Origin of the sequence: Catenulispora sp. EB89 (assembly GCF_041261445.1) — a bacterium.
Classification (GTDB): Bacteria; Actinomycetota; Actinomycetes; order Streptomycetales; family Catenulisporaceae; genus Catenulispora.
The window spans coordinates 182,615-195,074 of the sequence record NZ_JBGCCU010000009.1 but is presented as its reverse complement, the minus strand read 5'-3'; the positions used below and the strand labels follow the sequence as shown (position 1 = coordinate 195,074).

Annotated in this window: 10 protein-coding genes; 6 read left to right on the top strand and 4 right to left on the bottom strand. The window is 70.0% G+C overall.

Annotation, left to right across the window (positions count from 1 at the left end):
* The first annotated feature begins 232 nt into the window (after nt 1-232).
* Nucleotides 233-1,660 (top strand): S41 family peptidase, encoded by a 1,428-nt coding sequence (locus ABH920_RS21290; RefSeq protein ID WP_370350804.1) that lies wholly within the window; start codon nt 233-235, stop codon nt 1,658-1,660.
* On the opposite strand, the gene ABH920_RS21285 is transcribed toward ABH920_RS21290, so the two are convergent.
* Nucleotides 1,650-2,363 carry an ABC transporter ATP-binding protein gene (locus tag ABH920_RS21285; RefSeq protein WP_370350803.1) on the bottom strand — a complete coding sequence of 238 codons (714 nt, stop codon included), beginning with the start codon at nt 2,361-2,363 and terminating at the stop codon, nt 1,650-1,652. The two genes, ABH920_RS21290 and ABH920_RS21285, sit on opposite strands and share 11 nt — an antisense overlap.
* Before the next feature lies 1 nt (nt 2,364).
* A complete protein-coding gene (locus ABH920_RS21280) occupies nt 2,365-3,768 on the bottom strand; it encodes an ABC transporter permease (protein ID WP_370350802.1) in 1,404 nt (467 codons plus the stop codon).
* Between the two features lie 199 nt (nt 3,769-3,967).
* On the opposite strand from ABH920_RS21280, the gene ABH920_RS21275 reads away from it, so the two are divergent.
* From ABH920_RS21275 to ABH920_RS21265, 3 genes are all read left to right on the top strand, one after another.
* Complete coding sequence (locus ABH920_RS21275; protein ID WP_370350801.1) at nt 3,968-4,630, top strand: response regulator transcription factor; 663 nt, start codon at nt 3,968-3,970, stop codon at nt 4,628-4,630.
* A gap of 17 nt (nt 4,631-4,647) precedes the next feature.
* Entirely contained in the window at nt 4,648-5,793 is a 1,146-nt protein-coding gene (locus ABH920_RS21270) for a sensor histidine kinase (RefSeq protein WP_370350800.1), read from the top strand.
* Nucleotides 5,794-5,919: 126 nt separating this feature from the next.
* The gene (locus ABH920_RS21265) at nt 5,920-7,470 is read left to right on the top strand and encodes a glycoside hydrolase family 28 protein (protein WP_370350799.1); all 1,551 of its coding nucleotides are present in this window, start codon (nt 5,920-5,922) and stop codon (nt 7,468-7,470) included.
* Between the two features lie 1,113 nt (nt 7,471-8,583).
* Here the strand turns inward: ABH920_RS21265 and ABH920_RS21260 are convergent.
* Nucleotides 8,584-9,246 carry a response regulator gene (locus tag ABH920_RS21260; protein ID WP_370350798.1) on the bottom strand — a complete coding sequence of 221 codons (663 nt, stop codon included), beginning with the start codon at nt 9,244-9,246 and terminating at the stop codon, nt 8,584-8,586.
* Complete coding sequence (locus tag ABH920_RS21255; RefSeq protein WP_370350797.1) at nt 9,243-10,454, bottom strand: sensor histidine kinase; 1,212 nt, start codon at nt 10,452-10,454, stop codon at nt 9,243-9,245. Before ABH920_RS21255 ends, ABH920_RS21260 begins: the two co-directional genes overlap by 4 nt.
* Before the next feature lie 122 nt (nt 10,455-10,576).
* Here ABH920_RS21255 and ABH920_RS21250 point away from each other — a divergent pair, with 122 nt between their 5' ends.
* Both ABH920_RS21250 and ABH920_RS21245 read left to right on the top strand, forming a co-directional pair.
* A complete protein-coding gene (locus ABH920_RS21250; RefSeq protein ID WP_370350796.1) occupies nt 10,577-11,329 on the top strand; it encodes an ABC transporter ATP-binding protein in 753 nt (250 codons plus the stop codon).
* Nucleotides 11,330-11,522: 193 nt separating this feature from the next.
* The gene (locus ABH920_RS21245) at nt 11,523-12,347 is read left to right on the top strand and encodes an ABC transporter permease (RefSeq protein ID WP_370350795.1); all 825 of its coding nucleotides are present in this window, start codon (nt 11,523-11,525) and stop codon (nt 12,345-12,347) included.
* Nucleotides 12,348-12,460 lie beyond the last annotated feature (113 nt).

Sequence of the window (12,460 nt, the reverse complement as noted above, 5' to 3'; positions counted from 1 at the left end):
CGGCGGCACCCCGCTCTCCTTTCCTCGCCCGCGCGCCGGTGGTCTCGGCGCGCACACTGGGTAGAGCCTCCGGACCGCACGGAAGTTGAGAGGCGCCGCAAGGTTTTTGCTCAGGGGTGGCGCGCGAGGGCCGCAAGCCTACCTTCGTCGCTGTTGTTCATCCCGAGGGATGAGCCATACCGAGAACCGATGGCCGATGCCCCGCCCCGCCCCGTCGCAGCAGGCTGACGCCATGAACCGAACCAGCGCACGCATCGCTGCCATCACCGCCGCCGCAGCCCTGATCGCGGCCGGAACCGCAGCCGGCGCCGAAGCAAAGAGCGGCGCCACATCCCTCGACGGCGTCTGGCAGATGGCCGGCTACGGCCTCGTCCTCGACGTCAAAGGCAGCACCCTGACGTCCTACGAAACCACCGCCATCAGCTGCCTCCCCGAATTCACCGCCACCGCCACCGGCGCGCCCGGGCCCCACGGCGACACCACCTTCGCCGTCGACACGACGCTGTTCACGCTCCACCCCGGGCAGCGTGCCCGCGCCATATCGATGACGATCCAGCAATCAGCCGGCACCCGCCACCTCACCCGCCTGGCGGCCCTCCCCACCCGCTGCACCCAGCCGACCCCCACCGACCCGCGCACCGTGTTCGACATCTTCTGGCAGACCTTTGAGGAGAACTACCCCTTCTTCGCCGCCCGCGGCATCGACTGGGAAGCCACCGGAAACCGGCTCCGCGCCCAGATCACGCCGACCACCACCGACGCCGATCTCTTCCGTCTGCTCACCGAGGCCTTCGCCCCGCTCAACGACGCCCACACCGCGCTCAGCGACGGCACCACCACCGTCTCCCCCACACGCCCCGGCACGATCGGCCCGAGCCGCGCCTACGACACCACCATCAAGGCCTTCATCCAGACCCACGACCTCGGCCCCGCCACCCCGCTCCAAGAGTGGGGCCGAGGCCACATCGCCTACGCCGACCTGCCGAACGGCATCGGCTACCTCCGCCTGTCCTCCTTCGCCGGCTACACCAGCCCCGACGACAGCGCCGGCTTCGCCTCCGACGAGGCCGAGCTCACCAAAGCCCTGGACGCGATCTTCACCCCGCAGCGCACCCAGGGCCCGAACGCCCTGCGCGGCCTCATCATCGACGACCGCGTCAACGGCGGCGGCTCCGACGTCCTGGCCCTGGACGTCGTCGCGCGCCTGACCGCCAAGCCCTACACCGCCTACTGGAAGAAGCACCGCGACGACCCGGCCGACCCCGCCGCCTTCAGCACCCCCGAGCCGATCCGCGTCACGCCCTCGTCCAAGCCGATCTACCGCGGCCCCATCGCGCTCCTGGCCGGCGGTTCCACGGTCAGCGCGGGGGAGACGTTCGCGCAGGCGCTGATGCACCGCTCCCCCGCGCCGGTCCGCATCGGCGAGAACACTCAGGGCTCGTTCTCCGACACGCTGAACCGCGTGTTGCCGAACGGCTGGGAGTTCGAGCTCCCCAACGAGGAGTACCCGACCGCGCCCAACGGCGGCACCTTCGACATCACCGGCATCCCGCCGCAGATCCGGATCCCGGTGTTCCCGCCGGCCGAGCTCGCCGCCGGGAAGGACACGGCCTTCGCCACCGCCCTGCACGTCCTGCGCTGCGCGCGCCTCACCCCCTGACCAGAGCCCCGGACCGAAGCCGCAGCACCTCGTCGGCCGCCGCGGCCACTTCGCGCGAGTGCGTCACGACGATGACGCACTTGCCCTCCTCGTGCGCCAACCGCTGGAACACGGCGACGATCTCGGCCGCGGTCTCCTGGTCCAGGCTCCCGGTCGGCTCGTCGGCGAACAGCACGTCGACCTCGCACGCCAGAGCCCGCGCGATCGCCACGCGCTGCTGCTGCCCTCCCGACAGTTGCAGCGTCCTGCGATGCTGGTCGGCCTCCTCGACCCCGAGCCGGGTCAGGAGCTGCGCCGCGCGTTGTTTCTTGCGTCCGCCGCGCGCGCCGGTGATCTCCATGGCGGAGACCACGTTCTGCACGGCCGTCATGTAATTCAGCAGGTTGAAACTCTGGAACACGGTCGCGACATGCCGGTTGCGGTAACGTCCCAGACCCAGCTCGGCCACGTCGCCGCCCCGGAACCGAACCGTCCCGGACGTCGGCGAGTCCAGGCCGCTGGCCAGCGACAGCAGCGTCGTCTTGCCGCTGCCCGAGGGTCCGACGACCGCGTACATCCGCCCGGACTCGAAGGACTTGCTCACGTTCCGCAGGATCGGGCGCTTGCGGCCGCCGGAGGTGTAGGAGTGGGAGACGCCGGCCAGTTGCAGCACCGGAGTCGTCGAAGCCGTGCCGTCGGTGGTCGACGGAGCCGTCGAGGTCATGTCAGTCGCCCTTCGTGAGGATTTCGCGGGGGTTGAGGCGCAGCACGGCGATGCCGGGGATGAGCGTGGCGGCGGCGGCGATGCCCAGGCCGGCCGCGCCGATCCGCGCGATGTCGGCCGAGCCGATCCGGACGTCGAGCTTGCTGATCGGGGCCACGGCCGGGGTGTCGTGCGAGGGGATGCCGTTGACGCCGCTGTAGTCAGGGGTCTGATCCTTCGGCGCGTTCACCGCCGAGGACACCTCGCCGGCCAGCATGTGGTTGCCGACCGCACGGGACAGCACGCCGCTGACCGCGGTCGCGCCGCCGATCGCCAGCAGCGCGCAGGCGAAGACCTCGACCAGGTGCTGGCCCAGCAGCCGCGGCTTGTTCTCGCCCAGCGACAGCAGGACGCCCATCTCCTTGCGCCGCTCCCGCAGCGAGAAGGCGACGATCAGGCCGAGGATGACGGTGCCGCCGACCGACACCAGCCACACGGTGACCGTGGCGAAGCCCGCGGTCTTGGTGATCGGCCCGACCAGAGTCTGGTACTGCTTGTCGTTGACCGACAGCGGGAAGATCGTCAGATCCGCCCCGGCCGCGGTGGCGTCGGCCTTGAGCCGCCCGAGGTCGGCCGGGTCGGACAGCGTGAACGTGGCCTGACTCACCACGCCGCCGCCGCTGTCAGTGCCCTTGCCCAGCAGGGTCGAGGCCCCGGCGGCGGTGACGTAGAGCTGATTGCCGGGGTCCAGCATGGCCGGCGCGTTCTGGCCGGTGGCGGAGACCTTGTCGCTGGTGTAGATGCCGGCGACGGTGAACGCGAACTCCTTGCTGTGGTCCAGGGCCGGGTCGATCTCGCCGATCTTGAAGTGGACCTTGTCGCCGACCTTCAGGTGGTCCGCGTCGGCCAGCCGCTTCTCGATGACGACGCTGTCGGCGGGCGAGTTCGGACCGATGCCGGTGCCGGCGACGAGCTTGGAGTCGCCGTTGCGGAAGTCGTCCACGACGCTGAGATCGCGCACCCCGTCGGCCTTGAAGAAGTCCACACCGCCGCTGTTGAGGCCGCCGGTGCCGGTGCCACCGGTGCCGGCGGACGCCGGAACCGGCCGGTAGAGCTTGCTGTCCGAGCCCGGAGCGGCACCGCTCTCGGTGGTGTAGTTGCACTGCACCACGACCTGGGACTTGCAGATCCTGTCCACGAGGTCGATGTGCAGGTCGCCATTGGGACCGATGACGCCGGGGGTCTGGCCGTTCGAGGCCGAACCGCCTTTTCCGGAGTTCATGAGCGCATTCAGATCCAGCTGCATCGTGACCACCGCGCCCACGGACTTCTTCGCACCGTCTGCGGCGCGCGCGGCGGCGGATTGGATGAGGAATCCGGACAGCACGAGAGTACAGACGACGAAGAACAGTCCGGTCAGCATCATAGTCTTGACCAGATGGCCGCGGAGTCGCCACCAGGCACGTTTTAGGAAGTTCACAGCTTCTGGCCCTTCGTTCGGGATCTGTTGCCTACGCGGTGAACTACGCTAGGGACGCCGGGATGTGAGCCGTATTTGCCGCCGGAACCTGCATTGTCCGCGCTTCACATACGGCTCACATACGCAATGGTGTAAAGGTAATCGCGTGCGAATTCTGGTGGTCGAGGACGAGGAGTACCTGGCGCGGGTCCTGGAGATAGGACTGCGCCGGGAGGCGATGACGGTCGACGTGGAGCACGACGGCGCGCAGGCCCTGGCGCGGCTCGCGGTCCAGGACTACGACGCCGTCGTGCTCGACCGCGACCTGCCGGGCCTGCACGGCGACGAGGTCTGCCGGCGGCTGGTCGGCATGGACCCCGGATGCCGGATCCTGATGCTGACCGCGGCCGGGCGGCTCGGCGACAAGGTCGAGGGGCTGGGCCTGGGCGCCGACGACTACCTGACCAAGCCCTTCGACTTCCCGGAGCTGGTCGCCCGGCTGCGTGCGCTGTATCGGCGCGGGCCGGTGCTGCACGCTCCGGTCCTGACGTTCCAGGACCTCGCCTTCGACACGCATCGGCGGCACGTCACGCGCGCCGGCTCGGAGGTCCGGCTGGCGCCGAAGGAGTTGGTAGTGCTGGAGCTGCTGCTGCGCGCCGACCGGGGCGTCGTCACGACCGAGGAGTTGCTGGACAAGGCCTGGGACGACCTCGCCGATCCGGGTCCGAACGCGGTGCGGCTGGTCGTGCACACGTTGCGGAGGAAGCTCGGCGAGCCGCAGCTCGTGCAGACGGTCGTCAACTCCGGCTATCGGCTGGGCCTGGCGTGAGGCGGCCGCGCCCTCGGGTGCTGAGCATCCACGCGCGCCTGTTCGCCGGTTTCGGCGCGACGCTCGGCGTCGCGGCGGCGCTGATGGTCGCGATCATCTACCTGGGCATCCGGTTCGTGCCGAGCTACGACCTGCGGCCCGGCACCCCCATCAGCCAGGCGGACATCGCCACGATGAAGCTGGAGCACTCCACGACGCTGCCGCTGGCGCACACGACCGTGATCAGCAGCAAACAGGACGTGTGGTCGGCGGTGCTGTTCGTCTCGGTCGCCGCGCTCCTGGTGGTGACCGCCGCGGGCCTGGTGGCCGGCTGGATCCTCTCCCGCCGCCTGCTGGCCCCGATCCACGCCATCGGCGAGGCCGCGGGCCGGGCGGCCGACGGGCATCTGCACGACCGGATCAACGCCACCGGTCCGCCGGACGAGCTGAAGCGGCTGGCCGACACGTTCGACACGATGCTGGCCCGGCTGGAGGAGTCGTTCGCGGCGCATCAGCGCTTCGCGGCGACCGCGTCGCACGAGCTGCTGACGCCGCTGACGACGACGCGCGCGATCCTGCAGGTCACGGAGAGCGAGTGCAGCGGTGAGGAGTTGGCCGAGCTCGCGCCGATGCTACGTGCCACCAACGAGCGGAGCATCGCGGTGGTCACCGCGCTGCTCCAGCTCGCCGCCGCCGACCGGATGCTGCCGGACGAGGAGCCGGTCGACGTGAGCGCACTGGTCGCCGAGACGGTGGCAGAGACCGTGGCCGAGCAGCGGGACACCGTTGCCACGCGGCGGATCACGGTCGATGTCGACACCGAACCGGAGTGCCTGGTCCCGGGGAACGCCGCGCTGCTGCGGCAGCTGATCGCCAACCTGGTGGGGAACGCGCTGGCGTACAACGTCGAGGGCGGTCGGGTCGGCGTGATGGTCGATCTGCGCGCCGACGACGCGGTGCTGACGGTCCGGAACACCGGTCCGCGGATCGAGGCCGACGCGGTGGAGCGGCTTTTCGAGCCGTTCCAGCGGGCCCAGCCGCGGGTCGGCAGTGATCGGTCCGGGCACGGGCTGGGGCTGGCGATCGTGCGGTCCATCACGAAGGCGCACGGTGGGATCGTGACGGCGAGCGCCCTTCCCGAGGGTGGGCTGGCGGTGCGGGTCACGATTCCGGTGGGCCGCTGATCTCCACCCCCTGAGACCTCCGTCCCCTGAGACGAACTTGTTAGGAACCTTGACAAGAAATCTCGGATTCGATAATACATCGTATATCGTATGGCGATTCCGTCGATGCTCCGGAAGGGTCCTGATATGCGAAGATCCATCGTCCGAGTTCTGCGACAGTCCCTGTTTCCGCTGGTGGCGCTGGTGGTCGCGGTTCCCGCGGCAGGCGCGTTCGCCTCGTCCACCGCTCTCGCCGCACCCGCCGCCTCACACCCGGCGACGCAGGCCGCGCTCCCGGTCTTCAACGTGAAGAACTACGGCGCGGCCGGCAACGGCACGCACAACGACACGTCCGCGATCAACAAGGCCATCGTGGCCGCGAACGCCGCGAGCGGCGGCGGCGTCGTCGAGGTCCCGTCGGGCACGTACCTGTCGGCGAACTCGATCCACATGCTGAGCAACGTCACCATCCAGCTGGACGCGGGCTCGACGATCGTCGGGTCGGGCGCCAAGACCTACGACGCGCCCGAGCCCAACCCGTACGACAAGTACCAGGACTACGGACACAGCCACTTCCACGACGCCATGATCTGGGGCGACAAGCTCTCGAACATCGGCTTCACCGGCTCCGGCACCATCGACGGCGGCGGCCACCTGGTCCCCGGCACCCCGGCGAGCGGCCAGGCCGACAAGATCATCTCCCTGACCCGCTGCACCGGGCTCACGCTCAGCGGCATCACGCTGCGCCGCGGGGGCCACTTCGGGGCACTGGTCAACGGCTGCACCAACGTGGTCTCCGACCACCTGACCATCGCCACCACCGGCAACCGCGACGGCTGGAACATCATCTCCACCACGAACGTCACCATCACGAACATCAAGATCGCGTCCAACGACGACGCGCTGGTCTTCAAGAGCGACTGGGCCCTGGGCAAGACGCTGCCCAGCGGCCACGTCTCGGTGGACGGCGCGGTGCTGTCCTCGCAGTGTTGCAACGCCCTGATGTTCGGCTCGGAGACCTGCGGCCCCTTCACGGACTACACGTTCAACCACATCACGATCACCGGCGCCGGCAAGTCCGGGCTCGGGATGGTGAGCATGGACGGCGCGGACATCTCCGACGTGCACTACTCGAACGTCACACTATCCGGGGTCAGCTCCCCGATCATGGAGAAGATCGGGAACCGACTGCGCTGCGGCGGCACACCGACCGCGGGGCACATCTCGAACGTCACCTTCACGAACGTCACCGGCTCCGGCGTCGCGTCGCCGCAGTACAGCCCGACGCTGTGGGGCCTGGACGCCGCGCACCGGATCACCGGCGTCACGTTCGACGGCGTGAACCTGACGCTGCCCGGCGGCAGCGGCGCGGTCGGCACCGGCGTGCCGAGCGACAACGGCGACTACAACCCGAACAGCATCGGGACGCGGCCGGCGTACGGCTGGTACCTGCACAACGTGGACGGCATCCAGTTCACCGACAGCTCCGTCCGCCTCGCCGCGGACGACGCCCGCCCGGCGGTCATCGCGAACGCGGCCGGGACGGTGGGGTTCAACGGGTTCACGGTGCAGCGCGGGAGTAAGAGTCCTTACGACTTCGGGTTCCAGAACGTGTCCGGGTACTGCGTCGCGAACAGTAAGACGACGGCCGGCGGCGCGGTGAAGGTCAGCAGTACGGGGTCGAGTTCGACCTGCTGATGGGGCGTCACCGTCTCGGCGTGCGGGTTGGAGCGGGTACGCCGGGACGGTGACGATATGTGGCGCCCCTGCTTGATGTGTGGGTGTGGGTGTGGGTGGCTGGGGTGTGGTGGGTGCGACGGGTGCGGTTTGTTGGTGGTTTTAAGGGCTTTTTACGGCTTCGCAGGGTTTTAAGAAGGATCCGCTGGGTGGCGCAGTTCGGTGGTGCCCCGCTGGTTGCGTTGGCGGCTGGCGGTTGTTCGTGTGCACGACCGCGCGCGGGTCCAAGTCACTGCGCATGCGTTGCGTAGGCGGCAATCGTCGAGCGTGGTGGGCCCCGAAGGTCAAAGACAGGGCCTCCGGCGACGCCTGCGCCGCGAGCGGCACTCGCTCCGGGGAGGGGGGCCGCGCTGTCTGCTGCCGGACACTGCTTGTGGTCGCCTATGTCCCGGGTTCCCCGGACAACCCCGGCCTGTGGTGTGGACACGGTCCACCCGGGCGCGCACACCTGCAGGAGGTGACGTGCCGTGCCCAAGACGCGGGAATCCTTCCCACAGGTGGGGTTGTCCCGGATCCCTCGTCGCTGTCGGCGGTGCTTGCACAACCATCCCGGACTGGCGGTGTCCGGCCGAACGCAGCCCGACCACAGCAGCGTGTGATGCGGCTTTACCCCGCCAGGCCGGGCTGGTTCCCTCCGGGCGACGACAGCGACGAGGGATCCGGGACTCGGCGACCAACACACAAACCGCCGCCGACGCGGGGGGTTGGGGATCCCTCAGAGTCTCGAGTGCCCCCGCCGGAGGCGCCTGCTCTTGACTTTCAGGTGCCCACCACACGCGGCCGCCACCCGCCCACCCGACGCATGCGCAGTGACGCAGACCCGCGCGCGGTCGTGCCCAGACCGGCCGCCAGCCGCCAGCACAACCAGCGGCACACCACCGAACTGCGCCACCCAGCGGATCCTTCTTAAAACCCTGCGAAGCCGTCAAAAAAGCCCTTGACTATCAACCCACAAACAAATCGCAGCCGCCACCAGCACCCACACATAGGTCAGCAGCGCCCGATATGTTCGACGCGACGCTGCTGCTCGCGCGCGCCGACGACGTCGAGTTCGTCACGCCGCCGGAGTAACGGTCAGCGCCTGTCGATCTCGACGAGCCCGGTCTGGTAGGCAAGGATCACCAGGTGGACGCGGTCGCGCGCGCCCAGCTTCGCGAGCAGGTTGCGGACGTGCGTCTTGGCGGTGCCCTGGCCGATGTAGAGGCGGCGGGCGATCTCGTCGTTGGTCAGGCCTTCGGCGACGAGCGCGAGGACTTCGCGTTCGCGGTCGGTCAGGACCCTGAGGTCTTCCGGGGTCGGCGCGGGAGTGATGGGGTGGGCGGTGAAGCGGGCGATGAGGCGCTTGGTGATCGCCGGGGCGAGGAGTGTTTCGCCGGCGGCGACGGTGCGGACGGCTTCGATCAGCTTGCGGGGCGGCGTGTCCTTGAGGAGGAAGCCGCTGGCGCCGGCGCGTAGCGCATCGTAGACGTAGGCGTCGAGATCGAAGGTGGTCAGGATCAGGACCCTGGCATCGGGTGCGGCGGCGACGATGCGGCGGGTGGCCTCGATGCCGTCGACGGCGGGCATGCGGATGTCCATGAGGGTCACGTCGGGGTGGTGGGTCTGCGCGAGCTCGACGGCCTCCTCGCCGTCGCGCGCCTCGCCGACGACCTCGATGTCCGGGGCGGCGCGGAGGATTCCGCTGATGCCGGCGCGCAGGAGGTGTTGGTCGTCGGCGACCAGGACGCGGAGGGTCATGGGGCCTTCGGCGCTTCCGTGGGAGACGGCAGCGGTAGACGTGCCCGGACACGGTAGCCGCCGCCGGTGGTGGGACCGGCGTGAAGTTCGCCGCCGTAGAGCTGCGCGCGCTCGCGCATTCCGGCTGTGCCGCGGGCTGGGGACGGCGGCGCGTCGTGGGGACCGCCGCGCTTGGGCTTCGCAGGACCGTTACTCACTTGGATCTCGACGTGTTCGTCGCTGAAGGAGAGGTTCAGGGTGGCCGCGTCGGTGCCGGCGTGCTTGATCACGTTGGTCAGGGCTTCCTGCACGATGCGGTAGGCGGCCAGGTCCTCGCCGGGTGGGAGGGCGCGCTCGGGGCCGCTGGTCGTCAGCGTCACGCGGACGCCGGCGTTCGCGGCGTGGTCGATCAGGCGTGGCAGGTCGGCCAGGCCCGGGGCTGGGGCAAGGCCCGCTTCTGGTGGGGCGCCCTGCTCGGCTTGCAGTACTTCGACCAGGCGGCGCATCTCTTCCAGGGCTTGGCGGCCGGTGGTTTCGATGACGGCCAGTGCTTCGCGGGCGCGTGCCACGTCGGGCGTGGCGGCGTCGTCGTCGCAGTCGTCATCACCGCCGCCGCCGTCGAGGAGCAGGCCACCGTATCCGGCTTGGACGGTGATCACGCTCATGTGGTGCGCGACGACGTCGTGGAGTTCGCGGGCGATGTCCATGCGTTGGCGATCGAGTCGGGTGCGGAGGGTGAGGGTGGTGTAGCGGCGGTGCATCGCTGTTGCGAAGCCGATCGTCCAGACGACGAGGTAGATCGAGCCGAACAGGACCGCGCCGCCGGAGTGCTTGAAGTCCGGGAGTGCTGTGGCCGTGGCGGCGGCGATCCCGGCGCAGAGTGCGGCGATCGCGGCGGGAGACTTGGCGCGTGCGGCCACCGCGTAGAGCGTGACGCCGACCGTGACCAGCGCGGCCGGGGCCGAGCGCGGCTGCCAGGCGGCGATGGCTCCCAGCGCGACGAGCGAGAGCAGGAACGCTGTCGCCGGGCGCCGGGAGCGGGCGGCGATCGGCCAGGCCAACGCCACGGCGCCGACCAGCGCGCCGAGGATCGGCAGCGTGCCGTCGGCGTGCTTGGCCAGCATCAGGGCGGACACCGCGCCGAAGAGCACTGCCGCCGCGGCGTCCGCAGCCCGCCACCACGCGGGACGCACCCACGCCAACAGCGGCGGGACCGCGGGAAGATCCATACCGGTCAGCGTAGGCACGCGCGGCGGGCGCGGCATCGTTCTCCCGGCGTATGCCCGCGGGCATAGACGCCACCCGGCCGCCGGTAGATGTGCCGGATCCGGCGGCCGGGCACGGTTGGCCCATGAACCTCCCCAGCTCCCCGCCGCCGATCGAAGTCCAGGGCCTGACCAGGCGATTCGGCCATGAGACGGCGGTCGACGACCTCAGCTTCCAGATCGCGCCGGGCAAGGTCACCGGCTTCCTCGGCCCGAACGGCGCCGGCAAGTCCACGACGCTGCGCATGATCCTGGGCCTGGACACCCCGCACGCCGGCCGCGCCCTGATCCACGGCCGCCCCTTCCGCACGCTCCCCCAGCCGCTGCGCGAAGTCGGCGCACTCCTGGACGCCGGCGCCGTCCACCCCGGCCGCCGAGCCCGCGACCACCTGGCGTGGCTGGCGACGAGCAACCGCCTGCCCGCCGGCCGCGTGGAGCACGTACTGGAGCTGACGGGCCTGTCGGGCGTGGCGGGCAAGCGGGTCGGCTCGTTCTCGCTGGGCATGCGCCAGCGCCTCGGCATCGCCGCCGCACTCCTCGGCGACCCCCCGGTCCTGCTGCTGGACGAACCGGTCAACGGCCTGGACCCGGAAGGCATCCGCTGGATCCGCACCCTGATGAAGTCCCTGGCCGCCGAAGGCCGCGCAGTACTGGTCTCCAGCCACCTGATCAGCGAGATGGCCCTGACCGCCGACCACCTGGTCATCATCGGCCGAGGCCGCCTCCTCGCCGACACCGAGGCCGCACGCTTCCTCGCCGACGCCGGACCGGGCGCCTCGCTGGAGGACGCGTACATGCGGCTGACCGCCTCGGAGGTGGAGTACCGGGCGATTTCTTAGGCCGCGGCAGGCACGGCAGGAGCTATTACGCAGCACCGCACGCCATTCGTTCGCGCCGCCTGCCGCTCGGTACTCGCCAGCGCCGTCCCCACGCCGGCCGGCTCACTGTTTTACCGCGGTTCTACCGCGCGCCGCCGTTCAGTTCGCCGCTCGCGCTTCCGCCAACTTCCAGCCACCTTCCAGGAGACCGCCGATGACCAGCCTCACCACCACCCCAACCCCTGCCCCCACCCGAGCACCCTTCCCAGCCCTCCTCCACGCCGAGTGGATCAAACTCCGCACCATCCGCTCCACCACCATCACCGTCGCGATCGCCGTCGTGCTGAGCCTCGGCGTCGGCCTGATGGACGTCCTCTCCGTCACCGGCCACTGGGCCACCATGTCCGCCGCCGACCGCGCGGCGTTCGATCCAGTCGGCGATCCGCTCAGCGGCTTTCAGTTCGGTGAGCTCGCGCTCGGTGCCCTCGGGGTGCTGGCCGTCACCAACGAGTACGCCACCGGCATGATCCGCACCACGCTCACCGCCGTGCCGCGCAGGTCACGCGGCTATCTTGCCAAGGCGCTGACGCTCGGCGCGTTCGCACTGGTCCTCTCGCAGCTGCTCGCCTTCGCCACGTTCCTGCTCGGCCAGCTCGTGCTGCGCCGGCAGCACCTGAACATCTCGCTCACCGAGCCCCACGTGCTGCGCGCCGTCGCGTGCGCCGGGCTCTACATGGCCGTCGTGGCGATGGCCGGGTTCGGCCTCGGCGCGCTGCTGCGCCACACCGCCGCGGCGCTGTCGGCGATGTTCGCGCTGATCTTCCTCACCTATCCGGTGGCGCGCACCTTCGAGGGCAGCACCTACCTGCTCGACCACCTCACCCCGATCAACGCCGCCACCCGGCTCGCCACGCTCACCCCGCCGACCGGGGCGCACGCCGCGCGCATCCCCTCGCTCGCCTTCTCGCTGTTCGATCTCGGCCTCTACCTGGTCGTGTTCGTGGGCGCCGGCGCCTGGCGCGCGACCCGTGACGCGTGAGGCCGGCACCGACCCGGAATTCACTTCCCGGACACGTCAACCGTCTTTATTGACAACATGCGGCTTCGAGAACTTAATAGACCGATTCCCCGCACTCGGAAATCAGATTTCCC

Excerpts from the sequence above, each read along its gene's own strand:
- ABH920_RS21290 (WP_370350804.1), top strand. The coding sequence starts at position 233 with ATGAACCGAACCAGCGCACGCATCGCTGCCATCACCGCCGCCGCAGCC.
- ABH920_RS21285 (WP_370350803.1), bottom strand. The coding sequence starts at position 2,363 with ATGACCTCGACGGCTCCGTCGACCACCGACGGCACGGCTTCGACGACT.
- ABH920_RS21280 (WP_370350802.1), bottom strand. The coding sequence starts at position 3,768 with ATGATGCTGACCGGACTGTTCTTCGTCGTCTGTACTCTCGTGCTGTCC.
- ABH920_RS21265 (WP_370350799.1), top strand. The coding sequence starts at position 5,920 with ATGCGAAGATCCATCGTCCGAGTTCTGCGACAGTCCCTGTTTCCGCTG.
- ABH920_RS21260 (WP_370350798.1), bottom strand. The coding sequence starts at position 9,246 with ATGACCCTCCGCGTCCTGGTCGCCGACGACCAACACCTCCTGCGCGCC.
- ABH920_RS21255 (WP_370350797.1), bottom strand. The coding sequence starts at position 10,454 with ATGGATCTTCCCGCGGTCCCGCCGCTGTTGGCGTGGGTGCGTCCCGCG.
- ABH920_RS21250 (WP_370350796.1), top strand. The coding sequence starts at position 10,577 with ATGAACCTCCCCAGCTCCCCGCCGCCGATCGAAGTCCAGGGCCTGACC.
- ABH920_RS21245 (WP_370350795.1), top strand. The coding sequence starts at position 11,523 with ATGACCAGCCTCACCACCACCCCAACCCCTGCCCCCACCCGAGCACCC.